The 25,077-nt window shown below is 59.9% G+C and carries 26 protein-coding genes; 18 read left to right on the plus strand and 8 right to left on the minus strand.

Features of this window, described 5'->3' with window-relative positions; translation table 11 throughout:
* Positions 1–2: 2 nt before the first annotated feature.
* Positions 3–710, minus strand: coding sequence for a purine-nucleoside phosphorylase (gene deoD, locus BLT69_RS04555; protein WP_092648499.1), 708 nt, complete (start codon positions 708–710; stop codon positions 3–5).
* A gap of 115 nt (positions 711–825) precedes the next feature.
* On the opposite strand from deoD, the gene BLT69_RS04560 reads away from it, so the two are divergent.
* From BLT69_RS04560 to BLT69_RS04570, 3 genes are read left to right on the plus strand one after another with little or no spacing between them, the layout of a single operon-like run.
* Positions 826–2,352: a sodium-dependent transporter gene (locus BLT69_RS04560; RefSeq protein ID WP_092648500.1), complete on the plus strand. Its 1,527-nt coding sequence runs from the start codon at positions 826–828 to the stop codon at positions 2,350–2,352.
* Positions 2,349–2,483 (plus strand): methionine/alanine import family NSS transporter small subunit, encoded by a 135-nt coding sequence (locus BLT69_RS04565; RefSeq protein ID WP_092648501.1) that lies wholly within the window; start codon positions 2,349–2,351, stop codon positions 2,481–2,483. The genes BLT69_RS04560 and BLT69_RS04565 overlap by 4 nt, the downstream gene beginning before the upstream one ends.
* A complete protein-coding gene (locus BLT69_RS04570; RefSeq protein WP_092648502.1) occupies positions 2,480–3,244 on the plus strand; it encodes an HAD-IIB family hydrolase in 765 nt (254 codons plus the stop codon). Before BLT69_RS04565 ends, BLT69_RS04570 begins: the two co-directional genes overlap by 4 nt.
* Here BLT69_RS04570 and BLT69_RS04575 read toward each other — a convergent pair.
* Positions 3,206–4,060 carry a TrmH family RNA methyltransferase gene (locus BLT69_RS04575; RefSeq protein ID WP_092649091.1) on the minus strand — a complete coding sequence of 285 codons (855 nt, stop codon included), beginning with the start codon at positions 4,058–4,060 and terminating at the stop codon, positions 3,206–3,208. The genes BLT69_RS04570 and BLT69_RS04575 overlap by 39 nt on opposite strands.
* 135 nt (positions 4,061–4,195) lie before the next feature.
* Here BLT69_RS04575 and BLT69_RS04580 point away from each other — a divergent pair, with 135 nt between their 5' ends.
* Together BLT69_RS04580 and BLT69_RS04585 are read left to right on the plus strand one after the other, a co-directional pair.
* The gene (locus BLT69_RS04580) at positions 4,196–4,666 is read left to right on the plus strand and encodes a hypothetical protein (protein ID WP_092648503.1); all 471 of its coding nucleotides are present in this window, start codon (positions 4,196–4,198) and stop codon (positions 4,664–4,666) included.
* Between the two features lie 18 nt (positions 4,667–4,684).
* Complete coding sequence (locus BLT69_RS04585) at positions 4,685–5,740, plus strand: quinone-dependent dihydroorotate dehydrogenase (RefSeq protein ID WP_092648504.1); 1,056 nt, start codon at positions 4,685–4,687, stop codon at positions 5,738–5,740.
* Here the strand turns inward: BLT69_RS04585 and BLT69_RS04590 are convergent.
* Positions 5,737–6,384: a DUF3043 domain-containing protein gene (locus tag BLT69_RS04590; protein WP_092648505.1), complete on the minus strand. Its 648-nt coding sequence runs from the start codon at positions 6,382–6,384 to the stop codon at positions 5,737–5,739. The two genes, BLT69_RS04585 and BLT69_RS04590, sit on opposite strands and share 4 nt — an antisense overlap.
* 53 nt (positions 6,385–6,437) lie before the next feature.
* Here BLT69_RS04590 and BLT69_RS04595 point away from each other — a divergent pair, with 53 nt between their 5' ends.
* From BLT69_RS04595 to trpD, 6 genes are all read left to right on the plus strand, one after another.
* Positions 6,438–7,829 (plus strand): M20/M25/M40 family metallo-hydrolase, encoded by a 1,392-nt coding sequence (locus BLT69_RS04595; RefSeq protein ID WP_193600007.1) that lies wholly within the window; start codon positions 6,438–6,440, stop codon positions 7,827–7,829.
* Positions 7,829–8,782 (plus strand): glycerate kinase, encoded by a 954-nt coding sequence (locus BLT69_RS04600; RefSeq protein ID WP_092648506.1) that lies wholly within the window; start codon positions 7,829–7,831, stop codon positions 8,780–8,782. The genes BLT69_RS04595 and BLT69_RS04600 overlap by 1 nt, the downstream gene beginning before the upstream one ends.
* A 71-nt stretch (positions 8,783–8,853) precedes the next feature.
* Entirely contained in the window at positions 8,854–9,207 is a 354-nt protein-coding gene (gene erpA / locus BLT69_RS04605) for an iron-sulfur cluster insertion protein ErpA (protein ID WP_058236551.1), read from the plus strand.
* A gap of 34 nt (positions 9,208–9,241) precedes the next feature.
* Complete coding sequence (locus BLT69_RS04610; RefSeq protein ID WP_157886348.1) at positions 9,242–10,237, plus strand: FKBP-type peptidyl-prolyl cis-trans isomerase; 996 nt, start codon at positions 9,242–9,244, stop codon at positions 10,235–10,237.
* 53 nt (positions 10,238–10,290) lie between these two features.
* Complete coding sequence (locus BLT69_RS04615; protein WP_092648508.1) at positions 10,291–10,677, plus strand: DNA-binding transcriptional response regulator; 387 nt, start codon at positions 10,291–10,293, stop codon at positions 10,675–10,677.
* A gap of 5 nt (positions 10,678–10,682) precedes the next feature.
* Entirely contained in the window at positions 10,683–11,744 is a 1,062-nt protein-coding gene (trpD, locus tag BLT69_RS04620) for an anthranilate phosphoribosyltransferase (protein ID WP_371935800.1), read from the plus strand.
* On the opposite strand, the gene BLT69_RS04625 is transcribed toward trpD, so the two are convergent.
* Both BLT69_RS04625 and BLT69_RS04630 read right to left on the minus strand, forming a co-directional pair.
* Positions 11,730–12,008: an Lrp/AsnC family transcriptional regulator gene (locus BLT69_RS04625; RefSeq protein ID WP_058236881.1), complete on the minus strand. Its 279-nt coding sequence runs from the start codon at positions 12,006–12,008 to the stop codon at positions 11,730–11,732. The genes trpD and BLT69_RS04625 overlap by 15 nt on opposite strands.
* Before the next feature lie 22 nt (positions 12,009–12,030).
* Positions 12,031–13,698, minus strand: coding sequence for an exonuclease domain-containing protein (locus BLT69_RS04630; protein WP_058236555.1), 1,668 nt, complete (start codon positions 13,696–13,698; stop codon positions 12,031–12,033).
* 50 nt (positions 13,699–13,748) lie between these two features.
* On the opposite strand from BLT69_RS04630, the gene BLT69_RS04635 reads away from it, so the two are divergent.
* Genes BLT69_RS04635 through BLT69_RS04645 form a run of 3 tightly spaced genes read left to right on the plus strand, consistent with a single transcriptional unit; the run spans position 13,749 to position 17,154 of the window.
* Positions 13,749–14,546, plus strand: coding sequence for a lysophospholipid acyltransferase family protein (locus BLT69_RS04635; protein ID WP_092649092.1), 798 nt, complete (start codon positions 13,749–13,751; stop codon positions 14,544–14,546).
* A 38-nt stretch (positions 14,547–14,584) separates the two neighbouring features.
* Positions 14,585–15,802, plus strand: a complete 1,218-nt coding sequence (locus tag BLT69_RS04640) for a pyrophosphate--fructose-6-phosphate 1-phosphotransferase (protein WP_058236557.1) — start codon at positions 14,585–14,587, stop codon at positions 15,800–15,802.
* 2 nt (positions 15,803–15,804) lie between these two features.
* A complete protein-coding gene (locus BLT69_RS04645) occupies positions 15,805–17,154 on the plus strand; it encodes a class II 3-deoxy-7-phosphoheptulonate synthase (RefSeq protein WP_074026158.1) in 1,350 nt (449 codons plus the stop codon).
* On the opposite strand, the gene pknB is transcribed toward BLT69_RS04645, so the two are convergent.
* On the minus strand, positions 17,151–19,127 hold the full coding sequence (pknB, locus tag BLT69_RS04650; RefSeq protein ID WP_307876272.1) for a Stk1 family PASTA domain-containing Ser/Thr kinase: 1,977 nt from the start codon (positions 19,125–19,127) through the stop codon (positions 17,151–17,153). The two genes, BLT69_RS04645 and pknB, sit on opposite strands and share 4 nt — an antisense overlap.
* A 93-nt stretch (positions 19,128–19,220) precedes the next feature.
* On the opposite strand from pknB, the gene BLT69_RS04655 reads away from it, so the two are divergent.
* Positions 19,221–19,571 (plus strand): Rv2175c family DNA-binding protein, encoded by a 351-nt coding sequence (locus tag BLT69_RS04655; RefSeq protein WP_092648510.1) that lies wholly within the window; start codon positions 19,221–19,223, stop codon positions 19,569–19,571.
* Here BLT69_RS04655 and BLT69_RS04660 read toward each other — a convergent pair.
* Complete coding sequence (locus BLT69_RS04660) at positions 19,555–20,595, minus strand: polyprenyl synthetase family protein (RefSeq protein ID WP_092648511.1); 1,041 nt, start codon at positions 20,593–20,595, stop codon at positions 19,555–19,557. The genes BLT69_RS04655 and BLT69_RS04660 overlap by 17 nt on opposite strands.
* A gap of 67 nt (positions 20,596–20,662) precedes the next feature.
* On the opposite strand from BLT69_RS04660, the gene BLT69_RS04665 reads away from it, so the two are divergent.
* Both BLT69_RS04665 and BLT69_RS04670 read left to right on the plus strand, forming a co-directional pair.
* Entirely contained in the window at positions 20,663–21,049 is a 387-nt protein-coding gene (locus tag BLT69_RS04665) for a universal stress protein (protein ID WP_058236560.1), read from the plus strand.
* A 63-nt stretch (positions 21,050–21,112) separates the two neighbouring features.
* Positions 21,113–22,636 carry an RNA polymerase sigma factor gene (locus BLT69_RS04670; RefSeq protein ID WP_371935801.1) on the plus strand — a complete coding sequence of 508 codons (1,524 nt, stop codon included), beginning with the start codon at positions 21,113–21,115 and terminating at the stop codon, positions 22,634–22,636.
* On the opposite strand, the gene BLT69_RS04675 is transcribed toward BLT69_RS04670, so the two are convergent.
* Positions 22,624–22,842: a DUF7455 domain-containing protein gene (locus BLT69_RS04675; RefSeq protein ID WP_058236562.1), complete on the minus strand. Its 219-nt coding sequence runs from the start codon at positions 22,840–22,842 to the stop codon at positions 22,624–22,626. The genes BLT69_RS04670 and BLT69_RS04675 overlap by 13 nt on opposite strands.
* 105 nt (positions 22,843–22,947) lie before the next feature.
* On the opposite strand from BLT69_RS04675, the gene BLT69_RS04680 reads away from it, so the two are divergent.
* Positions 22,948–25,068 carry a DNA gyrase/topoisomerase IV subunit B gene (locus BLT69_RS04680; RefSeq protein ID WP_092648512.1) on the plus strand — a complete coding sequence of 707 codons (2,121 nt, stop codon included), beginning with the start codon at positions 22,948–22,950 and terminating at the stop codon, positions 25,066–25,068.
* Positions 25,069–25,077: the final 9 nt, after the last annotated feature.

The following is a 25,077-nucleotide window of genomic DNA, read 5'->3' on the forward strand; positions in this document are numbered from 1 at the left end:
GATCACGACAGCGCGGCAGCGACCGCCAGACGCAGCGTCGTCTCAAACTGTGTTTCACGTTCCTGCGCCGTCATATCCGACGACGAGTCAAGCAGGTGATCCGAACACGTCAACACGGTCAGTGCCTCTCGGCCGCACTCTGCCGCCACGCCATACATCGCGGCAGCTTCCATATCCACGCCCAACACACCATAGTCCGCCAGGCGTTGTGTCTGACCGTCGGGCGCGAAGTAGAAGTGGTCACGCGAAATAATCGTTCCCACGTGAACAGTGTCGTCTTCGGTTGCGGCCTCGACGGCGGCTCGCGCCAGGTTGAACGAGGCGACCGCACTGAAATTGACACCGGGAATGCGCAGCTGATTCATTGCGGAATCCGTGTGTGCACCGATCGCGACGATCGTGTCGCCCACATGAACTTTCGGTGAGATTCCGCCGCACGTGCCGACGCGGATCACGCGGTGAACGTCGAAGAACTTCATCAGTTCGGTGACGTAGATCGTTGCGGAAGGCTGACCCATTCCCGATCCCATCACTGACAGTGGCTGACCGTCGACAGTGCCGGTGAAGCCCAGCATGCCGCGCACATCAGTGACCAGTCGCGGTGAGTCCAAAATTGTTTCAGCAATACGCTGGGCACGCTTCGGGTCACCCGGCATCAGGACTGCGGGGGCGAAATCACCTGGCTCAGCTGCAATGTGTGGGGTCGACATGGGCCTTCCTTCGTTCTCGTCTGGCGCGAGACCATCCGATATGCGGATACTTCTTCACCGCGCGCTGACAATACTCTAGCGTGAGCTTCATCCCGCAAGTGATGGAGTGACGAAAATGAGCTCACAACAAACCAAACCGCGTCGCGAAACGTGGTCCGGTCAAACAGCGTTCCTTATCTCAGCCATTGGTTCAGCTATCGGCCTGGGGAACATCTGGCGTTTTCCAGGCGTGGCCTACGCCAACGGTGGTGGCGCATTCCTGGTGCCGTACCTCGTCTCACTCGTCTGCGTCGGTATCCCGATCCTCTTTCTTGACTACGCGATCGGTCATAAACTGCGTGGCTCACCGCCGTGGGCGCTGCGCCGCATGACAGCCGGCGGAGAATTCCTCGGCTGGTTTCAGGTCGGCGTCTGCTTCGTCATCTTCATTTACTACGCAGCGGTGGTTGCCTGGGCGGCCAGCTATGCGTGGCACTCCATCACCCTGGCATGGGGAGATGACTCGCAGACCTTCTTCCTCGAAACGTTCCTCCAACTCGACGGATCAGATTCAGTGTCATGGACACCCGTCCTGTCAGTGTTGGTCCCCCTGGCCGTGATCTGGCTGTTCGTCCTGTTCATCGTAGGACGCGGACTGACCAAGGGCGTGGAACTGGCGAACCGTATTTTCCTGCCGTTACTGGTCATCCTGTTCGTGGTGATGGTGGTGCGCGCACTGTTCCTGCCTGGCGCCATGGAAGGACTTAATGCTTTCTTCACCCCGCAATGGGATCAGCTGACGAATCCGCATGTGTGGCTGGCAGCGTTTGCACAGATTTTCTACTCGCTGTCAGTGGGCTTCGGCATCATGGCGACCTACGCCTCCTATCTCAAGCCCAAGTCAAACCTGACCGGAACCGGCCTTGTTGCAGGTTTTGCCAACTCATCCTTCGAGCTGCTCGCCGGCATCGGCGTATTCGCCGCCCTCGGCTTCATGGCACATGCTCAACAGGTTGGCGTGAACGAACTGGAAGGCCTTACCGGCCCGATCCTGTCGTTCGTGACCTTCCCACAGATTATTTCGATGATGCCAGGCGGCCCCATCTTCGGCGTCCTGTTCTTCACGTCCCTGACGCTGGCAGGAATCACCTCGCTGCTGTCACTGTTGCAGGTTGTTTCCGGCTCCATCCAGGACAAGTTCGGAGTCACCCCGCGTAAAGCCGCCATGATCATGGGTGTGCCTGCGATGGTGCTGTCGCTGGGACTGTTCGGTGTGCGCTCGGGGCTGAATGTCCTCGACGTCATCGACACCTTCGTCAACAACATCGGCGTGGTTGCCTCCGCCATGGCGCTGTGCCTGCTTTCCGCGTTCGCCGGTCCGCGCCTGAAGGGACTGCGTCTGCACCTCAACTCGGTCTCATCGATCCGAGTTCCCGCTTTCTGGGACCTCGTCGTGGGTGTAGTCAGCCCGATCGTCCTGGGCTTCATGCTTATCAGCGCACTCATCGACTATGTGATGCACGGATATGACGGGCATGCTACCTCCTTTGTCGGCATGTTCGGCTGGGGAATGCTGCTGGCAATCATCGTCTTCGCCGTTATCATGACGGTGACCAAGTGGCATCACTCCCTCGACTCGCGCGCGAAAGGACTGGAACAATGACAGCGAGCGCACTCATCTTGATGGTCATCTCGATCCTGCTCGTGTGGGGAGGCCTCGTCGCCTCGACCGTCGCACTCAAGACCCTCAAGCAGCCTGACGTTGACGACACCATTGAGGAGCCTGTCGAGTGAAACTGGCAGCTTTCGATCTGGACGATACGTTAGCCCCCTCGAAGTCGCCGCTCCCGTCCCTGATGGACGAGCGCCTGTGCGCGCTCCTCGACGTTGCCGACGTGTGCATCATCTCCGGAGGACACATCGGCCAATTCCGCACACAGGTCCTGGCGCACCTGCACGCTGACGACGCGCAGCTTGAGCGCCTGCACCTGATGCCAACGTGTGGAACCCGCTACTTCAGGTATCGCGACCAGCAGTGGCACCAGATCTACGCGATGGATCTGAGCGCAGACGAGCGCCAGCGGGCCATCGAGTCCCTGACTCGGCACGCACACGACCTGGGAATTTGGGAAAGCCACACCTGGGGAGACATTATTGAAGATCGAGGATCACAGATCACCTTCTCTGCTCTGGGGCAGGAAGCGCCCCTGGAGGCCAAGCGCGCATGGGACCCGGACGGAACGAAGAAAGTTGCACTGGCTGAGCGGGTCGCCCGCGACGTTCCTGAGCTGTCGGTACGCGGTGGCGGGTCCACATCTGTCGATATCACCCGGCAGGGCGTTGACAAGGCGTTCGGCATGCGCCACCTGGTCGAGGCAACACGTATTGCAGTCAGCGACATAGTGTTTGTCGGGGACAGGCTTGACGAGGGTGGCAACGACTACCCGGTGAAAGCCGCAGGATTCACGACGATCCCAGTGTCAGGATGGGAGCAGTGTGCTGAGGTGATCGCGCAGCTAATTGAGTGCGCGAGTCGCCCAGAAAAACACTGCTGACGCAGCAGCCACATTCAGCGAATCCACACCGCCGGCCATCGGGATACGCACCGTCAGATCTGTCTGCTCAATGGTGCGGCGCGACAATCCGTCGCCCTCAGTACCGAAGAGCAATGCCACCTTCTTGTCCGGAGGGTTCGCCACGAACTCATCGAGACTCAGTGAGTCATCACTGAGTGCGCAGGCGACCGTGCAGTAGCCCGCCTCGCGCAGCACGTCAACGGCTGGCCAGGTATCCAGCCGAGTCCACGGCACCTGAAAGACCGTGCCCATGGAGACACGGACGGAGCGCCGATACAGCGGATCACAGCAGCGAGGTGTGACGATGACAGCGTCAACACCCAGAGCAGCTGCAGAACGGAAGATTGCACCGACATTCGTGTGATCAACCAGGTCTTCCAGCACAGCGATCCGGCGCGAACGTGCCAAGAGGTCCGACACGTCCGGCAGCTCGGGACGCTGCATAGCGGCAAGAGCCCCGCGATGCAGGTGAAATCCGGTGATGTGTTCGAGCACCTCTTCGGAGGCGATATACACGGGCACGTCACCACCGTCAACACTTCCTGTCGAGGATGCCAGCAGATGCTCCATCTGCTCGAGCCAGCGCGGCGCCATGAGGAATGAGCGCGGGTGATGCCCCGTCTCAAGTGCCCGCATGATCACATTGTGTGATTCCGCCATGTACAGTCCGCGTTCCACTTCCAAGCTTGAACGCAGCTTGACGTCCGTCATGCACGTGTAGTCAGCAAGCGCACCGTCCGGTACGGCTGCTTCCACGTCTTCCAGGCTCTGACATGCGGTTAAATCGATGATCACACCCGCCATTATGCTCCATCGTTTATCCACAGCGCACCGTGGGTACCCTCGTCAATCCACAAAGCCCAGGCGCGTGCTGGCACAGGTCGATCCTCATGCGGTGAACTGCACGCACCGACACAGAAGGAGGACATCATGCTGACCGAGCAGACGAAGGTAGAGGGAATGTATGGGCCTACAGGGTGGCTCGACACGAGTGGCATCACAGTTCTTTTGGCTCCTTACATGGAGCTGGATGATCACGATTATTGTCGCTTCACTATGGTTGGTGGGGACGATGCTCGCGAGCTGAGGAGCCTGCTGAGTGTAGAAAACCTGCAGTGTTCGCAAAATGGAGGGCCGACGGTTGAAGCCGCGCTCGATGCTGCGATCACTTTCCCTCAGGAGGTGTACGTGAGCGGTTATGTCATTCGCCAGCCGCGACGAGACGAACGAGTCAGTGTCGATGCGCTCGTGATACGTCACTCATTACCGGACGGTGTGACGCGAGCCTGGCCATATCTGCGCGACAGATACGCGCTGCATTGTCTGGCACCCGACGAATGCGACCGCATCTTGTTGGATGATCCGGTCGGGCATCTGGCGTGGTGGTTATGGTGGGACTAGAGACGCTAGGCTAGATCCATGTCCGTCTACTCATGGCTTTTTCGCAGCGTCATCCACCGCACTGATCCTGAACGTGCCCACCATGCAGGCCTTAACGCCGTTGCGTGGGCAGGACGACACGGCTTAATCCGCGCACTGATGCGCGCCACCATCGGATACTGGGATCCGCATGCACGCTCCATGCTGCTGTGGCCCACGCGCTCCCTGCCGACAATCGGTGAGCGCACCGTGCACGGACGCCTGGGTCTTGCAGCCGGAATGGACAAAGATGCACGCGCCATTGAGGGCATGTGCGCGCTGGGATTCGGATTCGTTGAGATTGGGACGATCACACCCCGACCGCAGCCAGGGAACGACCAGCCACGCCTGTGGCGCCTCATGGACCAGGCCGGCCTGCGCAACCGGATGGGATTCAATAACGAGGGTGTCGACCAGGCTGTTGCGCAGCTACGTGAGCTGCGATCCACCCGTCACGGCAGGCGCTGTATCGTCGGGGCGAATATCGGAAAGAACAAGGTCACTCCACTTGACCAGGCGCCTCGTGACTACGAGATCTGTGCCCAGAAAGTTGCGCCGTGGGTGGACTTCATTGTCGTCAACGTGTCCTCACCCAACACTCCGGGACTGCGGGACCTGCAGGCTGTCGATCAGCTTCGCCCCATCCTGGAGGCTGCGCGACGCGGAGCCGATGCGGCGCAGCAGCGCCGTCACGTGCCGTTGCTGGTGAAAATCGCGCCCGACCTGAGCGATGACGACATCATCGAGGTGTGCTCCATGAGCCGGGACATGAAATTGGACGGGATAGTGGCCACCAATACGACGATCAATCACGAGTGGGGAGAAGGTGGCGTTTCAGGAGCCCCGCTGTTCCCGCGTGCTCTCGATGTGGTGTCTCTGGTTGCTGAGCACCTGGACGACCATCAGCTTCTGATCGGCACGGGCGGGATCTTCACCGCATCTCAGGCTCAGGCCATGCTGGATGCCGGTGCCGACCTCGTTGAAGCATTCAGCGCATTCGTCTTCGAAGGGCCGACGTGGCCGGGCGCGATGAACCGCGCCCTGGCCCTGAACTAGTCTTTCTGTTTCTTCGACCCCTTCGGGAACTCGCCGCGTCCCACCTGAGGAGCCGGCGAGCGCCAGCGGCGTGCCATCAGCATGCGTGAAAATGCGTAGAACCACGAGCCGCGCGGGATCGCCTTGTCAGGGAAGCGCTCGCGGATACGACGTTTGAGGATCTGCCAGACGATGACGCCCTCAATAATGCAGAGCAGCAACGCGCCGTAGAAGAAGATGAACATCACCATCATGACGACGGGGAGCTGACCGTTGGTTTGCTGCGCCGGTGTGATGAAGGAAAATGCCAGCGACAATGCGATGAAAACCAGCATCACCGGCATCATGAACTCGCAGATCGACCAACGGGCATCCAGGTAGTCGCGGATGAAACGACGGATAGGGCCACGATGCTGGGGCGGCATATAGCGCTCGTCTCCCGTCGTCATCGCTTCCTGTTCACGGCGGAAACGCTCATCACGCTTCTCTTTGGCCTGTCGGCGGGCTTCCTTACGGTCAGCCGGCACCAGCGGACGATTCCTGCGCGCCTCAGCCTGTCGGCGCGTCGGCGTCGGACGGCCCTTCTTTGCGCTCGCTTCATGCGTCGGCTCGTCGACGGGAGCGGCTGTCGTTGACTCTTCTGAAGATTTCTTACGGAATAACACACCTTTAGGGTAGTTGATTGAGACCCACAAGCCGAACTACTAAACTCAGTGATATGACTACCACTACTCATGATGACCTCACGCCCTCAGTCCAGGAGCTGCGTGAACGTGTCGATCAGCATTTCGACGAGCTGCTCGACGAACTCAAGACACTCGTATCCATTCCGTCAGTCTCCTCCCTTCCGGAGCATCAGGACGACGTGCAGAAATCAGCTGAACACGTCAGCAAGCTCTTCAACGATCTTGGCCTGGAGACTGAGATTCTACGTGCCGACTCGCCTTTCGGCGGACAAGGTGAGCCAGCCATTGTTGGACACACCCCCGTCATCGAGGGAGCGCCCACCGTCCTGCTGTATGCACACCACGATGTTCAGCCCACTGGTGAACTCGACCGCTGGGACGGTGACCCGTTCGACGCCACCGTTAAGGGGGACAGGCTCTATGGCCGCGGCGCATCCGATGATGGCGCCGGCGTGATCGTCCACCTGGGCGCCCTGCGCACCCTTGCCGATGATCTGGGCCTGAACGTGCGTGTCTTCATCGAAGGTGAAGAGGAGCTTGGTTCCCCCTCGTTCGAAAACTTTCTGACGACCCACGCTGACAAGCTGGACGCTGACGTCATTGTGGTTGCTGACGGTGACAACTGGAAACCGGGGATTCCCGCGATGACTGCGTCACTGCGTGGCAACGCCGTGGTGACCGTGGACGTGCGCGTACTCGAGCACGCTGTCCACTCCGGCGCATTCGGCGGTCCGATCATGGATGCTGTCACAATTGCTGCGCGCATGATTGCGACCTTGCACGACGAGGACGGCAACGTGATTGTCGAGGGCCTCAAAGCCACCGACACGTCCGATATAGACTGGCCTGAAGACGAGTATCGTGAGGCTGCTGGCGTCCTTGATGGAGTGACGCTTGCCGGATCGGGTGACCTGGCGGCGCGCGTGTGGACAAAGCCATCTATCAACGTTATTGGCATGGACGTTCGCTCTGTTGCGGAATCATCCAATACGATCGCCCCGCACGCACGTTTCCGCCTGTCGATGCGCGTGGCCCCCAACCAGGCCCCGGCCGAGGCTCGAGACAAGCTGATCGAGCATCTCAAGGCACATGTTCCGTTCGGCGCTGCCATCGACATTTCAGTGGAAAAGTGCTCACCGGGATTCCTGGCCGACCTTGATTCCGAACCTGCCCGCGATCTGCACTGGGCGCTGGACACCGCGTGGGACACTGACGCGGTGAATAAGGGTGTGGGCGGATCAATCCCGTTCATCTCCCACTTCAAGAAGCACTTCCCGCAAGCAGAGGTCCTTGTGACGGGCGTGGAAGACCCCTTCACGAATGCGCACTCCGAAAACGAGTCGCAGAGCATCCCGGACCTGAAGGCCGCGATCCTGGCAGAAGCGCTCCTGCTGGCCCGCACTGCCAAGCGCGCACGCAGGTAGTGCGCGTCCTTATCGTCGGACACTGGTTCGCCCCGCGCGCCCTCCCAGCACTGGAAGCGGTCGCGCGGGGTATTCAGCGTGTGCGCGACGCGGCATGTGAGCCGATCGTGTTCGGACCCGGCCCGTTCGTCACATCCGATCGCCTCATCGTTCGTGTCCCCGACTCCGCGACGAGTACACGCGACGCAGGCCGGGAACTTCGCCGCCTCCTCGACCAGGGCGATACTCCCGTGCTCGAAGGTGGTCATACCTCCTGCACAGACGGGGGAAGCGAATTTCTCAGTGCCATCACCTCGCTGCCTGTCGACACGTACGAGCAGATGGAACAGGCACTGCACCGCGCGCAATCGGACCGCAGGCTACGCGAGGTGGTCGCGCTCGCCTCGACCAGGCGCAGCTTGCTCGGCTTTACCTCGGTACTGTCGACACACGCAGACGGGACGGCTCGTCATGACCAGAACCTGGGTTTATCGAGCCGCCTGACGCGCCTGTTTGCCACACATCGGGATACAACGGACGTGTCACGTCTGGAAGGCAGTGGCGCGGCAGGAGGAGCGGCCGGTATGCTCGCCCTGTGCGGTGGGAGCATCGTGCCCACAGGCGAGGCCCTGGCCAGAACCCTCAATCTTGACCAGCGCATGGAGCAGGCGGATCTGGTCGTCATCCTTGAGCCCTGCGCGCACGACCCACTGCTGCATGATACCCTCATCGACACGCTGACCGACCATGCTGGTCGCCATGCGTTGCCAGTCGTCCTCGTGTGCGAATCGACGACACTGTCGGCACTAGAAAAAGCGCAGTGGGGGATCCACGGGATAATTGACACGCATCCTGGAGCACTCATGCCGACCTGTATCGCTGAGAACGAACAGGATGACTACGAGGTGCTTGAAGCTGCTGGAATGCGCCTGGCTCGCACGTGGATACCCGGCGTGGAAAACGCCACGATATGAACACGGTCGTGGCGCGTTGCTTATGAGCGTCGTAGGCTGGATCTACGAGTACTGAAATGATGAGGAGCAACATGTCTGACGTTGAGACACAAACCCCGGCCCACGAAGTGACCTTGACTGACGCGGCTGCCGCGAAAGTTAAGAGCCTGCTGGACCAGGAAGGCCGCGACGACCTGCGTCTGCGCATCGCCGTTCAGCCAGGGGGCTGCTCGGGTCTGATCTACCAGCTTTACTTTGACGATCGCCTGCTTGACGGCGATGCCATCCGTGACTTCGAAGGAGTCGAAGTTGTCGTCGATCGTATGAGCGTTCCCTACCTTGCCGGAGCCTCCATCGACTTTTCAGACACGATCGAACGCCAGGGATTCACGATCGACAACCCCAATGCGCGTAACACCTGCGCATGCGGAGAATCCTTCCACTAAACCATTTTCCCCCCCTCAAACAAAGGTCCTGTACGTGAAATTTCAGCGAATCACGGCGGTTGTCGCTGCCCTCTTTCTGGCCGCAACGATGAGCGCATGCTCGTCCGGCGACTCCTCACAGTCCGGTCAATCAGGTCAGGCAGCAAGCCAATCTGGTGATGAGAACCGTCCTGCTCCCTCCGATGAGCCAAAAGTTGACCGCTCAGGCACGCAGACGATTCCCGAGGTGAAAGGTGATTTTGGGGAAGAACCTGTTATTACCCCGAGCACCGGATCCGAACCCGTCGACACCATCATTGCGACAACACTTGTGCAAGGTGACGGCCGCGAAGTTCAACCCACCGATGCCGTGCAGGTGGCATACAAGGGTGTTCTGTGGGACGGAACGGAATTTGACTCCACCTTCAAAGAAGGCGGGAAGCCCATTGCGTTCTCACTGGATCGCGTGATTGTCGGATGGAAAGCCGGACTGACAGGTCAACACGTGGGGGACCGGGTCGAATTGGTCATCCCATGGCAGTGGGCATACGGGGAGCAAGGACAGGCTTCGATTCCACCCAAGTCAACTCTGACCTTTGTTGTTGATATTCACAAGGCGGTCGATACCGCTGATGTGGATCAGCTCAAGAGCGCCACGCTTACAGATGCAGCGTTGCCCGACGGTGTCACCGTGGAAGGTGACTTGGGAACTGCTCCGAAACTGACGCTGGCCGAAGGCGCGAACCCCGAACCAGGAACGTACCTCATTTCCGAGGGAACAGGTCCTGAACTGACCAAGGACAATTACGCTGTCCTGCGTGCCGTTGAAGCAGTGGTGGGCGTGCAGAATGAAGGACAGACACAGATGTGGGACGTCCCGAACCTTGCACCAGTCGCCAACCTGGCGCAGCTGGAAGGTCACAAAGTCGGATCACGACTCATGGTCGTCATCGATATGGCCGATCCGCGTCCAACCTCGGATCAATCACAGTCAGGCGAGGTTCAGATGCTGCGCGACGTGGCCATTTTTGATCTGGCTGGATCGCTCTGACCTGTAAACAGATAGAATGACTCGAAGTCGACTTTCGTGACTAAGGAGCTATCGTGACCGAACAGAATGTGAACGTCCTTGTCTTCAGTGATGATGTGGATACCCGAAAAGCAGTCATAACGGGGGCGGGCGTGCGTCCCGGTCGAGACACTCCCACCGTCACATACGTTGAAGCTGCCACCGCTTTCGGAGCCGTTGAAGCAGTCAAAGATTCTGAGTTTGCGGCGTTGATCCTTGACGGTGAGACCGAAAAAGAAGGCGGTATGGCTGTCGCCAAACGCCTGCTGACCACCATGGATAATGTTCCACCCATCATTATGATCACGGCACGCCAGCAAGATGACTGGCTGGCGCAATGGTCCGGTGCAGCGGCCACCGTACCTGAGCCAATTGATCCCATCGTGCTGCAGGAAACTCTGGCACGCCTCCTTCAGGAGTGATTTGCATGGAGTGGACTGACATTATTGAACGCCTCCTTGCCGGTGAGGACCTGAGCTACGAACAGACATATGCGGTCATGGACCGTGTGATGACGGGCGAACTGGGCGACGTGAAACTCGCTGCTTTCCTGACGGCACTATCGGCTAAAGGCCCCTACGTCAGTGAGATCCGCGGTCTGGCTGACGGCATGCAGGATCACGCCGAACCTGTCGATGTTCCCACCGATGTGCTCGACATTGTCGGCACGGGCGGTGATGGGGCACATACGGTCAACATCTCCACCATGTCAGCGATTGTCCTCGCCGCTGCTGGAGTGCCCCTGGTCAAACACGGTAACCGCGCGTCAACCTCGTCGTGCGGATCAGCTGACGTGATCGAAGAACTGGGAATCAAGATCGACCTGTCGCCCAGCGGTGTGGCTCAGGTGTTCGACGAACTGGGAATTACCTTCCTGTTCGCCAACAAGTTCCACCCGTCAATGCGTTTTGCCGCAACTGTGCGCCGCGCTCTCGGCTTCCCAACAGCGTTCAATATCCTCGGTCCGCTGACCAACCCTGCCAAGCCTGAAACATCTGCGATTGGTGTTGCCAACGAAAGTCACGCACCGCTCATGGCAGGAGTGTTCGCTCAGCGCGGCCAGTCGGCTCTTGTGTTCCGCGGAAAGAATCATGGCCTGGATGAGCTCAGTTCAATTGAGCCTGCTCAGATCTGGGCAGTGCACGACGGCGAAATCACCTTCAGCGAAATCGATCCCGTCGCAGAGTTCGGCATGAAGCGTGGAACGCTTGAAGACCTGCGCGGTGGCAAAGCCCATGAGAACGCGAAAGTGGTCTACCGCATCATGGACGGAGAAGAAAGCCCGATCCGTGACGCCGTGCTGCTCAACGTCGCAGCCGGACTGGCAGCATTCGGACGTCACGATGGCGTCGGCCCGACCCACGGCTCACTGACCGACCGTATGCGCATCGGCATCGACATGGCGCGCGAGACGATCGACAGTGGCAAGGCAGCTGATCTGCTCAAGCGGTGGATTGAGGTCTCCAAGACGGCCTCACTCAAGGCCTAGGTGGAACGCCTCTTCAAGGTCCTGGGATGCGAATGAGCGGAACGCGATATGCGTACGCATCTGAGTGACACCCGGGACCTTTCCCAGCTGATCTGACACGACCTCGGCAAGGTCTTCGTACTCGCGGACCTTGACGAGGGCGACCAAGTCGATATCACCGGTCACTGAATACACATCACTGACGCCATCCAGGTCAGCAAGCGCCTGTGCAACCTCGGGAATTTTGTCGATCTCAGCGTTGACAAGAACAATTGCGGTCAGCATGGTCATCCTCTCCTGTAGGTTCCTAGTTCATTGTGGTCTCTGGACGTCTGGCCTGTCCAACGGCGCGGATGAGCGTGTCGCGTCGAAGCGGTGACGTCCACGTTGAACCGAGCGGCACGACCCCATCCCATTCAATCAGGCGTGCTCCCGGCCTAGTCAGATCGCGGTACAGCACTCGCGTCTCCTCCCACGTCGTTCCCGCAAGAAACACGTCTGGGCGAGCGGGGACATCCTCGTCATGGAGCATCTCCACCCACGGCAACGGTGACGTACCCGGCGGCGAGACCGCGACGCGTACCAGGCGCCCGAACGAAGTCAGCGCGATCTCCCACCCGCCTTCACTGCGATGGTGCGCCCATACGGCCCGCCGAGCCAGCCCGAGCGCCCGGACAATTCTCTGCTGCTCAATGCCGCGAATATACGTTCCGAGCAGGGTGCGCAGACGTGCAGCACGCTCAAAATGCTCATCGCCTGCAGCCTGATTCATCTGCTCATTCAACGCATCGATGACGCTGCACTCGTCACAATCCATCGTGTCGGCACCTGCCTGTTGGAGTGCGTCGATCGCCTCACGTGCAGATGCGTGCGTCGAATACGGTCCGAGGGCGTCGAGGGCTTCGTGCGATTCAATCACCGGCACGCATTCAAAACGATCGTGGCGCCGTACCACCCAGTGCGTGGCTTTTTGACGGCGCGAAGCGGAGTTGAACAGGGGAGACAGGGTGCGGATCAGACGCAGTTCCTCCACGCGTGCCTCAAGTTCAGTAGACGTGGACTGAGCCTCCACGCCGGTGGCGACCGCCAGCATTCGTCGGACCTTCCGGCGCGTCTCAGTTGCCGTGAAGTAGGTGCGTACGCGTGAGCGGATATTGCGGGCAGAGCCGACGTACAGCGTTCCGCCGGCATCATCGACGAAACGGTAGGTGCCCGGTGTTTGCGGCAGAGAATCAGCGAGTGTGGATTTTTGACGTGTGCGTGGGGGAACGGGGCGCCCGAGTGTGACCAGATCCTCCACTGTTGATGCGCCGGACTTGCTGACCAGGTCGCACAAACCGTGGAATACCTGCACGGTCGCCAGTACGTCGCCGAGTGCGCGATGCGCGTCGTAGTCGCTGACACCAAAATGCGCAGCAAGGGTTCCCAGCTTGTGGTTGCTGATCATGGGGCGGGGGAGTGCGAGGCGTGCCAGAGCCAGGGTGTCAACGATGCGGATGCGCGGCCACGTCATGTCACACGCATTGGCGGCGCGGCGCAGGAAGCCGACGTCGAAACGTGCGTTGTGGGCGACAATGATGGGCTGCTCGTCAAAATCTGCCCACTGGTGAAACTGTGGATAGACGTCTGTTATCAGTGGGCACTGCGCCACCGACTCATCGCTGATGCCGGTCAGAGCAGTGATGGATGCTGGGATGGGCTGGTCTGGATTGACCAGGGTGTGAAACTGGTCGGTGATGCGCCGACCGTGCACTTTGACAGCGCCGATTTCTGTGATGGCGCTGCGCGTCCCGATGCCGGTAGTCTCTAAGTCAACGACGATCCACGTTGCCTCATCCAGCGGCGTGCCCAGCTGGTCGAGGCCAACCTGGACTCCAACGGGAACAGCTTCAGCCAAACGGCGTGCAACCGGGGAGTGAGGATGAAGGTCGACCTCGCCATGGCCATCTTGAGCCGGATGAGTCGAAATCGTCATACAGTGGATCCTAGTCGGTTGATTGCCCATCGCAGATGCCAGGAGGATTCGTGGCTTTCTATCAGACATTGAAATTTGCCGGTGGTCCGATTCTTCGCACCGCATACAAACCGTGGATTCGCGGAGAGGAGAATATCCCCAGCGAGGGGCCCGCGATTTTGGCGTCTAACCACAACGCTGTGTGGGATTCAGTGTTTCTGCCGCTCATGATTGACCGCGAAGTGGTGTTCATGGGGAAGGCTGACTACTTTACCGGCACCGGTTTCAAAGGATGGGCTACCAAGGAGTTCATGCGCGCAGTCGGCACGATCCCAGTTGACCGCTCTGGTGGGCGAGCGTCGGAAGCCGCGCTGCAGGCCGGTGTGGACCGCCTGAAGGAAGGGGAACTGTTCGGTATATATCCCGAGGGGACCCGCAGCCCTGACGGGCGTCTTTACCGCGGTAAGACAGGTGTGGCCCGTTTAACACTGATTTCCGGGGCGCCGGTCATCCCAGTGGCCATGATCGGCACGCACGATGCGCAACCCATTGGGCAGCGGATCCCCTCGCGTGAAGACATCGGAATGGTCATTGGTGAGCCGCTCGACTTTTCGCGTTACCGCGGACTTGACCGAGACCGCTACGTTCTGCGCGCTATCACCGATGAAATCATGTACAACATCATGCTGCTGTCGGGCCAGGAATACGTCGACATGTACGCAGCCGACCGGAAAGCGCAGCTCGCGCAGGAGGGGAATTCTAATGGGCCTGTGCCCTCGAACGGTCGGACAGGTCCGGGCGGGCGCAAGGCTCCCGACGTGTCTGTGCCGAAACGCCCAGAGGATTCATCTGACGATCCCGTAGACTAGAGACGTTCAGTTTTCATCGTCTGAAAGGTGTTTGTGCCATGTCGGTTCGTCGAGTAGCTTTGCTCACTGCTGGTGGTTTTGCCCCGTGCCTGTCGTCGGCTGTTGGTGGGCTCATCCAGCGTTATACCGATATTGATCCGTCCATTGAAATCATCGCGTACCAGCACGGCTACCACGGGCTGCTGACTGGCAACTACGTTGTCGTCGACGAGGAGGCCCGCAGGAAGGCCGGCATCCTTCACCGTTTCGGCGGTTCACCGATCGGCAACTCGCGCGTCAAGTTGACCAATGCGAAGAACCTGGTCGAGCGTGGCCTGGTCAAGGAAGGCGACGACCCGCTTCAGGTTGCGGCCGAGCAGCTGCGCAAGGACCATGTTGACGTTCTGCACACCATTGGCGGTGACGACACGAACACGACCGCCGCCGATCTGGCACAGTATCTGCACGATCACGACTACGACTTGACGGTTGTCGGCCTGCCGAAGACCATCGACAACGACGTGGTTCCGATCCGTCAGTCACTGGGCGCCTGGACCGCCGCTGAGCAGGCCTCGGTCTTCGCACAGAACATCATCGGTGAGAACCGAGTGGGACCACGCATGCTGATCATCCACGAGGTCATGGGCCGTAACTGCGGATGGCTGACAGCAGCCGCTTCACGCAAGTACACCGAGTGGCTCGACCAGCAGGAATGGGTGCCGTCGCTGGGACTGAGCAAGGAACACTGGTCAATCCACGCGATCTTCGTTCCTGAAATGGCAATCGACCTTGACGAGGAGGCCGACCGCCTGCGCGCCATCATGGACAAGCAGGGCAATGTCAATATCTTCCTGTCTGAAGGTGCCGGCGTGCGTGAAATCGTCGCTGAAATGGAAGAACGTGGCGAAGAAGTGGCGCGCGACCCGTTCGGTCATGTGCGCCTTGACGAAATCAACCCCGGACAGTGGTTCGCCAAGCAGTTTGCTGACCGACTGGGAGCTGAGAAGGTCATGGTACAAAAGTCCGGATACTTCTCACGTTCAGCTCGCGCAAACCAGGACGACCTGCGTCTGATCCAGTCGATGACAGACCTTGCCGTCGAGTGCGCACTGCGCGGCGAATCCGGCGTGATCGGTCACGATGAGGAAAACGACGATCGTCTGTGCGCCATCGCCTTCCCGCGCATCAAGGGTGGCAAGCCCTTCGATATCTCCCAGCAGTGGTTCGTTGATCTGATGGATCGTATCGGACAGCCACTGGCGCCGACGCAGAAGTAAGTATGCGACAGCCTGAAGAGCTCGAACCGGTTGCTGGAGGGTGGAATACGTGGAGACAGTATCCCTCCCTCCAGCAACCGCACTATCCAGATGAACACGCGCTGCGCGCGGTGACCGCTGAACTGCGCAGTCGCCCGCCCCTCGTCTTTGCTGGCGAGGTGGATGACCTGCGTGACGAACTGGCCGCTGCCGGACGCGGCGAAGCTTTTGTGCTCACTGGTGGTGACTGCGCGGAAACCTTCGCAGAATCCACTGCTGATCACCTTCGCCTCAAGATCCAGACGATCCTGCAGATGGCCGTTGTCCTGACGTATGGAGCCTCGCTGCCGGTCATTAAAATTGGCCGTATCGCAGGGCAGTACGCCAAGCCTCGTTCATCGGATATCGAAAAACGCGGTGACGTGACCCTGCCGTCGTATCGCGGCGATGCGGTGAACTCGTTTGAATTCACCGAGGAGGCGCGCACACCCGACCCCGGTCGACTGCTGGGCACCTACCAGCATGCTGCCGCCACGTTCAACCTGATTCGCGCCTTCACGAAAGGTGGCTACGCTGATCTGCGCTTGGTCCACCACTGGAACCGCGGCTTCACGTCCAACCCGGCGTATGCGCGCTACGAATCTCTGGCCTCGGAGATCCATCGCGCCGTGAAGTTCATGGAGGCAGCCGGAGCTGACTTCGAGTCGCTGCGACAGGTCGACCTGTTCTCCTCCCACGAAGCGTTGCTGCTCGAATATGAAGCAGCGATGACGCGCGTAGATTCACGAACCGGCGACCTGTACGACACGTCCGGCCACTTCCTGTGGGTGGGGGAGCGCACGCGAGACCCGCAAGGCGCGCACGTGGAGCTGCTCTCACATGTGCGCAATCCTCTGGGGGTGAAGCTGGGGCCGACTACAACCCCTGAAGAGGCCATTGCACTGATCGACCGCCTCAATCCTGACGGCGAACCTGGACGATTGACGTTCATCGCCCGCATGGGGTCGAAACATATTCGCGATGCGCTTCCACCTCTTGTGGAAGCGGTGAAAGCTGATGGCCGTCCGGTGATCTGGACAACCGACCCGATGCACGGTAACACGATCACGTCCTCAACAGGCCTGAAGACCCGCCAGTTCGAAACGATCATGGACGAGGTACGCGGGTTCTTCGAGGTTCACGACGCCGCCGGAACAGTTCCCGGCGGCATCCATGTGGAGCTCACCGGTGATGACGTCACTGAAATTATCGGCGGCTCCGAGCATCTGGATGAACAGTCCCTCAAGGACCGCTACGAAACCCTGGTTGATCCGCGCCTCAACCACCAGCAATCGCTGGAAATGGCGTTCCAGGTGGCTGAACTGCTGCGCTAGACAACGGTGATCGTGACAGTCGATCCCTTCGGGATCATCTGTCCGCTCCCGGGGTCGGTGGAGCGCACGGTGCCGAAAATGCCGCCGAGGATCTTGTTGACCTCCACTTTGAACCCGGCATCGCGCAGCGTCTTTTCAGCCTGATCGAGCTGCTTGCCCACCAGGTCGGGAACCTCGACCAGTTCGGGACCTTCCGAGACAACAAATGACAGCGTGTCACCGCGCAGCAATGTCGATCCGGCCTCAGCTGACTGAGAAATGATCTGGCCTTCGGGCACGGCGTCCGAATGTTGCGATGTGGATTCAGCAGCCAGGCCCGCTTCTTCAACGGCAGCGCGCGCCTCCTCGCCAGTCATTCCCGCTAGGTCTGGAACCGTGATCGGCTCACGACCTTTCGACACGACGAAATCAACCGCCGTGTCGTGGCGCACCTGTGCGGCAGCCTCCTCTGATTGTGAGATCACCTGTCCCTTGGCAACGGAATCTGAGTATTCCTCGCTCACTGTCCCTGCGGCCAATCCGGCGTTGGTCAGTGCCCCACGAGCCTGGTCCGCACTCAGGCCTACCAGTTGCGGCACAGCGCGTATATCCACACCTTTGGAAACGACGAGGGAGACCTCGCCGTCCTTATGGATCTGCGACCCGCTGGCCGGATCGGATCGAATGATCAACCCGTTCTTGACGTCATCTGAAAATTCTTCATTGAGCGTGGACGATAATCCCAGAGCTTCGAGTTCTGACTGAACGGCTTTGACGGCGCGGCCGTCAGTTTGCGGCATCGTCAGATAGGATCCTGGCCCGTACTGGCTCCACCACCACCAGCCGCCGCCCGATCCGACGATCAGCAGCACGGCCAGCAGAGCGATGACGGTTTTCAAACGCGAACGCGACTTCTTGTGTGGCCGGTCGGTACGCGGCAGCGATCCCGATGCTTTGACGACGGTTTGTGACGAGGGCGTGAGGACGCCGCCAGGTAGCGCTGTCGTGACCGCGTGGAACTCGATGGGTGCCGTGGGCTGGCCGGACTGCACCGGCTGGACATCGGCGCGACGCTCGGCAAGATCGGACGGCAGGGAGGCGCGCACCCGTGCCACCAGTTCCAGTGCGTCGCGCGCATCCCGGGGACGTTCTGCCGGGTCGCGGGCAGCGAGCGTGGCGACCAGTTCATCGATCTCGGTAGGAAGCCACGAACACTCTTCAGATGGGGAGGGAACATCCTCGTTGACATGGGAGTACGCCATTTTCATGGCGGGCGCGCCATCCCAGGGCACGTGGCCCACGACCATCTCGTAGAGCATCATGCCAACGGAGTAGATGTCGGTGCGCGCATCGGTGTGACCGGTGGTTGCAATTTCAGGAGCCATGTAGGCGACGGTGCCGAGCATGGAACCAGTGGTGGACATCGATACTTCGGATGCCGCACGTGCCAGGCCGAAGTCTGTGACGCGCACGTGCGAGTCCTCAGAGATGAGGACGTTTTCCGGTTTCATGTCGCGGTGGACAACGCCGACACGATGCGCGGCGTGCAGAGCATCAAGGATTTCCTGCGTGTAGCGCAGTGCCTGCGAGAGAGTGAAGGCGCCCTGCGAGTTGAGCAGCGTGCGTAGATTCGGACCGCTCACGAGTTCCATGACGAGGAATCCCTGCCCGTGCACGATGCCCTGGTCAAAAACGGAGACAACGCCGGGATGAATGATGCGTGCAGCGGCGCGGGCTTCGCGTCTGAAGCGGGCGACGAAGTCGGCGGACTCTGCCAGGTGCGGATGCATGACTTTCAGGGCGATGGGCCGGTCCAGTCGCTCATCGTGCGCGATGTAAACAGTTGCCATCCCGCCGCGCGCAAGTTTGCGGTCGATGCGGTAGCGCTGGTCGACGAGCATCCCGATGAGCGGGTCAGTCACTGTTTCGTGGGTATCAGAAGATGGCGCGTCAGGTTCTGACGACGCTTTCTCATCTGTGTTTCTGGTACTCACGTCTTGGATTGTACGGGATGCCGGCTACATACGACTGCGGCGCGCCCGATGAGACGCCGCCCAAAGGCCGCACGATCATCTAGGCTAGCGACCATGAACGAGCCTACTGACCTCATCAGCGTGGACGATGCTGCACAACTGCTGGGTATTGAACCGCGCCGAATCAAGCAACTGGTGCGTGACCGCATCCTGTTCACGGTGCCCGGAGAAGACGGCAAACCTGCCATTCCGCGCGAGATCATCGTCAAGTCCGAAGGCAAGTGGGAGCCGCTGGACACGCTGCCCGGTACGCTGACCGTGCTGGCTGATGGCGGCTTCAGCCCCCGGGAAGCTGTGGCCTGGCTGTATACGCCCGAAGCTGAGCTGGGTCAGACCCCGATGCAGGCCCTCCTCGAGGGGCGTCAGCACAGGGTGAACGCCATCGCCTCTATGCTCGCCTGGTAGTCAGCATCGGCTCCATTTCGCTCAGCAGCGTGCGTGAATGCTCGTCAAGTGTGGCCAGTGCATCGCGCCCCTGCTGCGTCACTGTGCCAATGAGCTGTTCGTGGGGATGACGCCCGACCTGCTCGATAATGCCTTGCAGCTCGACTACGCCGTCGGGGCTGCCAATCAGTGTGGCGATCGCATGGCGCTGCTCGGCTGATGCGTGCTCCCATGTCAAAGCCAGCAGTGCCGTTCGTTTACCTTCGATCAGGTCTCCGCCTGCCGGTTTTCCGGTGGTCTGGGGGTCACCGAACACTCCGAGCTCATCGTCGCGCAGTTGGAACGCAATGCCCCACGGTTCGATGACGCGCTGCACTGTCTCGACCATGTCTGCCCGGCCGCCGACAAGCAATCCGAGGACCGTGGGGTGCACAACCGAGTAGCGCGCTGACTTGCGGCGGATAACTTCCATGATGACGTCCAGGTCGAAATGGTCCAGTGCCGGCTGCTCGTTGACAATATCGAGGTACTGGCCGAGGGCGACTTCAGCATGCATGAGAGTGAGCTGGCGTAACACGGCTGGATTCGCAACTCGTGTCGCCGTAAAGTCAGCGGCCGAGAGCAGGAAATCGCCCACCAGAAGTGCGCCGGCTGTTCCAAATTCGCCGGCATCCCCGGTCCACCCCTGGTCTCGATGCATCTGCGCGAAAACAACGTGAGCGGTGGGGCGCCCTCGTCGAGTCTGCGCATGGTCGATCAGATCGTCGTGAGCCAGTGCGGACGCTTGGTAGAGCTCGGCGGCACCTGCCAGGCGCGCAATCGAATCATCACAGTCACCCCACGCGCGACCAGTGGCGAGCGCATACCCCAACATGACCCACAGGCCACGCAAACGCTTCCCACCTGCGATGGCGTCACGTGCGGCAGTAACGAGGGCGTCAGCCGGCTCCTGGGTGGGGCCGAGGGTGTTGATCAGGTCGGTGAGCGCGGCTTGGGTGTGGTCTCCAATGCGCTCCACCATGTCGCCTACTGTGAGATTCTCCATGCGCCAAGCGTATCGAATGAAGTGCTTCTAAGATACAAACATCCGCTGGAACAAAGGATTGACCGATATGGCAATTGTGTTGAGCTATCACGGTAACCGTGAATCGGAAGCAGCTTTGCAGGAAGCGTTGAGGCTCGCTGATGTCAGGCGTACATCTGTGGTCGTGGTGTTGGCACGTCGAGAAAGTGAAGATGACGCCCGCACCGCTGAAGATGCCGAGGAGCTGTTGTGGTCGCATCTGCGCCATGCCGACATTCCCTTTGAAATCCGCCACACGCAGCATGAGCAGGAAGTAGCCGACGCGGTCTTGGATGCGGCAGAGGAAATTTCGGCCGACTTGATTGTGCTGGGGCTTCGGCCGGGCGGGTCCGGGCGCACCACGGTCGGCCCGAATGCCTCGCGCATCTTGCTGGATGCCCCGTGCCCAGTGGTAACGACCACTACACACCGGTGATTATTGTTTCCAACGGGCGTTTTGTCGGGGACGGATTATAATGGTTCAGGTTCTTTCACACCAGTGTATGAAGCAGATCTGAGGAAGGGAATCAGCGTGAGCGCAACCCGCCCCAAGAAGGTAACGGCCGAAACGGCCGCGTCAAGCGACTCGAAGAAGGCCGCGCCTCAGTCGAAGTCGACCGCAAAGAAAAAAAAGAGCACAACTGCCAAAAAGACGACAACTGCTAAGAAGTCAGCGACCGCTAAAAAGCCCGCGACTGCGAAGAAGACGACTAAGAAGCCCGCGACTGCGAAGAAGACGACGACCCGTAAGAGTGTTGCCAGGAAGTCCACAACGTCGAAGCGCACCGCCATTAAGAAGACCAATGAGAAGCCCAGGAAATCGGTTCAGGCGCACGACGAAGAAGAAGAGATGCCTGAAGATGACGACATTGATGACTCGAACATTGATCTGAGCAACGAGGAAGAAATCGACGTCGATGAGGCGGATGATGATTCGGACGATTCATCCGAATCGGACAATGAGCCTGAAGACGAGGACGAGGACGACGCGAAAGGGGCTGCCGCGGATCTGCGGGAGCGCACCTCTCAGGGCATCCATACGCGCGGCGGGTTTGTCGTATCCGACTCTGATGAGACCGATGAGCCTGTCCAGAAAGTTACCGTGGCAGGCGCTACTGCCGATCCGGTCAAGGACTACCTCAAGCAGATCGGTAAAGTCTCCCTGCTGAACGCGGAGCAGGAGGTGGACCTGGCACGGCGCATTGAAGCCGGCCTGTACGCCGAATACAAGCTCAAGAACGAGTCGGACACGATGACGTCGAAGGCGCGTCGTGAGCTCCACTTCATTGCACAGGACGGCCAGAACGCCAAGAACCACCTGCTGGAAGCTAATTTGCGTCTGGTGGTCTCACTGGCCAAACGATACACGGGCCGTGGGATGCAGTTCCTAGATCTGATCCAGGAAGGAAACCTCGGTCTGATCCGTGCGGTCGAGAAGTTCGATTACACGAAGGGCTATAAGTTCTCCACGTATGCCACGTGGTGGATCCGTCAGGCTATCACCCGAGCGATGGCTGACCAGGCGCGCACGATCCGCATCCCGGTTCACATGGTGGAAGTCATCAACAAGCTGGCCCGCGTCCAGCGTCAGATGCTGCAGGATCTGGGCCGCGAACCTACCCCGGAAGAATTGGCCAAAGAGCTGGATATGACGCCGGAGAAGGTTGTCGAGGTTCAGAAGTACGGTCGTGAGCCGATTTCACTGCACACACCTCTGGGTGAAGATGGCGACTCAGAATTCGGAGACCTCATTGAAGACTCCGAAGCGGTCGTTCCAGCCGATGCCGTTTCCTTCACGCTGCTGCAGGAACAGCTCCACCGCGTCCTCGATACGTTGTCGGAGCGTGAAGCTGGCGTCGTGTCGATGCGCTTCGGACTGGGTGACGGCCAGCCGAAGACTCTGGACGAAATCGGTAAGGTGTACGGCGTGACGCGTGAACGTATCCGTCAGATCGAATCCAAGACGATGTCCAAGCTGCGTCACCCGTCACGGTCGCAGGTTCTGCGCGATTATTTGGACTGATCCATCAGGTGGCGCTCGTCGTCGATGCGCAGTGCGGAATCCCGCAGGGCGTCCATGTGAAGGCGAGCGTGGTGTGCGCAGAACAGGAGTGGCCCTGAGGCCATAGTGACGCGCACCCATGCACGGGCGCCGCATGCGTCGCATCGGTCTACTGCGCGCAATGTCGGTTCCGTCGTGTCTGGTCGTGTCAGTGTCGCTGCGTTCATGGTTCCATCACAGCACACCGGTCGCTCGCCGTGCATCTTCTTTCGCCAGTGGCACAATCTCGGCGGTGCAATCCAGGAGCTTGCGGTGCTGCACCCTAAAATAGGGTGGTGAGTTCAGACGCTTCAACCTATTCCGCACGGCACCTGTCAGTCCTGGAGGGACTGGAAGCTGTGCGCAAACGCCCCGGCATGTATATCGGATCCACCGATCACAGGGGGTTGATGCACTGTCTGTGGGAAATCATCGATAACGCAGTCGATGAAGCGCTTGAAGGGTACTGTGACCGCATCGAAGTGCGCTTGCACCCGGATCATTCCGCATCCGTCCACGACAATGGTCGAGGCGTCCCTGTCGACACGGTTCCGTCAGTTGGCTTGTCCGGCGTGGAAGTGGTGTACACGAAGCTGCACGCAGGCGGTAAGTTCGGCGGCGGCTCCTACGCCTCGTCCGGCGGTTTGCACGGCGTGGGCGCATCTGTCGTCAACGCCTTATCCGCACGTATGGATGTGCAGGTCGACCGCTCCTCGAAGACCTATCAGATGTGCTTCAGACGCGGCGAGCCAGGGGAGTTTGATGATTCGCGCCAGCGCACCCCGAACTCACCGTTCAGCCCCTATACGCAATCCTCGCGCCTGCAAACTGTCGGTAAAGTCAAGCGCGGTGTGACAGGCACGCGCGTGCGTTTCTGGGCAGATTTTCAGATCTTTCCTTCCTCTGAAGGCTTTTCGTGGGACAACCTGATTGCCCGCGCACGCCAGACCGCGTTCCTCGTTCCCGGCCTGACGATCGCCTGCTGGGATGAGCGCACCACTAACGAGGACGGCGAACCGCTGCACGAAGAATTCCGTTTTGACGGCGGCGTCGTTGACTTCGTTGACTGGCTTTCCACCGATGGGCCTGTCACTGCAACGTGGCATGTCACCGGCGAGGGAACCTATAACGAAACCGTCCAGCAACTCGATCCTGACACCGGACACCTCGCACCTGTCGAAGTGGAGCGCACCTGCCAGGTGGATTGCGCATTGAGGTGGGGAATTGGCTACGACACTCAGGTGCAGTCTTTCGTCAACATTATTGCCACACCGAAAGGCGGCACTCATCTGGCCGGTTTCGACCAGGCACTGTTGAAAGTGATGCGCGCCCACGTTGAGAAGAACGCGCGCCGCCTGAAAGTGACGGCCAAGGACGGTCGCCTGGAGAAGGACGATGTCATGGCGGGGCTGTCCGCTGTGGTGACTGTGCGATTCCCCGAGCCGCAATTTGAAGGCCAGACCAAGGAAGTTTTGGGTACTCCGCAGATCCGCACCGTCGTCAACCGCGTGGTGACCGACGCTCTGGAATCCACGTTGAAATCCAGTAAGCGCGACGTGAAGCAACAGGTGCAGGCTCTGGCTGAGAAAGTCGTGGGTGAGATGAAGGCGCGCGTGTCGGCGCGTGTTCACAAGGAAATTTCGCGGCGCAAGAACGCTCTTGAAACATCGTCCCTGCCTGCCAAGCTGGCAGACTGCCGCTCCGAAGATGTCGAGCACTGCGAACTGTTCATCGTCGAGGGCGACTCGGCACTGGGCACCGCGAAAGCGGCGCGAGATTCACGCTTCCAGGCACTGTTCCCCATTCGTGGCAAGATCCTCAACACGCAGAAAGCATCGACTGCTGAGATGCTCTCCAATGCTGAATGCGCGAACATTATCCAGGTCATCGGTGCTGGCTCCGGCCGCACATTCGACATTGACCAGGCACGGTACGGCAAAGTCATCCTCATGACGGATGCGGACGTCGATGGCGCGCACATCCGCACGCTGCTCCTGACGCTCTTTTTCCGCTACATGCGTCCGATGGTGGAAAGCGGGCGAGTGTACGCGGCCGTGCCGCCGCTGCATCGCATCGAGCTGCCCGCACACGGCAAGAAGCCACGAGATTACGTGTACACCTATTCCGAAGAGGAACTGCACAGCACACTGCGTGAGCTCAGGAAAGTACGGCGCACATGGAAGGAACCTATTCAGCGTTACAAGGGCCTGGGCGAGATGGATGCTGACCAGTTGGCTGAAACCACGATGGATCCGCGTCACCGTTCCCTTCGACGTGTCACGCTGGCCGACGAAGAGGCATTGCGTGAAGCTGAGGACGTGTTCGAATTGCTCATGGGGTCGGTGGTTGCCCCGCGGCGTGACTTCATCGTCGAGGGTGCACATCAGGTTGATCGTGAGCGAATTGACGCGTGAGCCAGCTCA

Origin of the sequence: Schaalia radingae (assembly GCF_900106055.1) — a bacterium.
GTDB lineage: Bacteria > Actinomycetota > Actinomycetes > Actinomycetales > Actinomycetaceae > Pauljensenia > Pauljensenia radingae_A.

Excerpts from the sequence above, each read along its gene's own strand:
- deoD (WP_092648499.1), bottom strand. The coding sequence starts at position 710 with ATGTCGACCCCACACATTGCAGCTGAGCCAGGTGATTTCGCCCCCGCA.
- BLT69_RS04560 (WP_092648500.1), top strand. The coding sequence starts at position 826 with ATGAGCTCACAACAAACCAAACCGCGTCGCGAAACGTGGTCCGGTCAA.
- BLT69_RS04565 (WP_092648501.1), top strand. The coding sequence starts at position 2,349 with ATGACAGCGAGCGCACTCATCTTGATGGTCATCTCGATCCTGCTCGTG.
- BLT69_RS04580 (WP_092648503.1), top strand. The coding sequence starts at position 4,196 with ATGCTGACCGAGCAGACGAAGGTAGAGGGAATGTATGGGCCTACAGGG.
- BLT69_RS04585 (WP_092648504.1), top strand. The coding sequence starts at position 4,685 with ATGTCCGTCTACTCATGGCTTTTTCGCAGCGTCATCCACCGCACTGAT.
- BLT69_RS04595 (WP_193600007.1), top strand. The coding sequence starts at position 6,438 with ATGACTACCACTACTCATGATGACCTCACGCCCTCAGTCCAGGAGCTG.
- erpA (WP_058236551.1), top strand. The coding sequence starts at position 8,854 with ATGTCTGACGTTGAGACACAAACCCCGGCCCACGAAGTGACCTTGACT.
- trpD (WP_371935800.1), top strand. The coding sequence starts at position 10,683 with ATGGAGTGGACTGACATTATTGAACGCCTCCTTGCCGGTGAGGACCTG.
- BLT69_RS04625 (WP_058236881.1), bottom strand. The coding sequence starts at position 12,008 with ATGCTGACCGCAATTGTTCTTGTCAACGCTGAGATCGACAAAATTCCC.
- BLT69_RS04630 (WP_058236555.1), bottom strand. The coding sequence starts at position 13,698 with ATGACGATTTCGACTCATCCGGCTCAAGATGGCCATGGCGAGGTCGAC.
- BLT69_RS04640 (WP_058236557.1), top strand. The coding sequence starts at position 14,585 with ATGTCGGTTCGTCGAGTAGCTTTGCTCACTGCTGGTGGTTTTGCCCCG.
- BLT69_RS04645 (WP_074026158.1), top strand. The coding sequence starts at position 15,805 with ATGCGACAGCCTGAAGAGCTCGAACCGGTTGCTGGAGGGTGGAATACG.
- BLT69_RS04655 (WP_092648510.1), top strand. The coding sequence starts at position 19,221 with ATGAACGAGCCTACTGACCTCATCAGCGTGGACGATGCTGCACAACTG.
- BLT69_RS04660 (WP_092648511.1), bottom strand. The coding sequence starts at position 20,595 with ATGGAGAATCTCACAGTAGGCGACATGGTGGAGCGCATTGGAGACCAC.
- BLT69_RS04665 (WP_058236560.1), top strand. The coding sequence starts at position 20,663 with ATGGCAATTGTGTTGAGCTATCACGGTAACCGTGAATCGGAAGCAGCT.
- BLT69_RS04675 (WP_058236562.1), bottom strand. The coding sequence starts at position 22,842 with ATGAACGCAGCGACACTGACACGACCAGACACGACGGAACCGACATTG.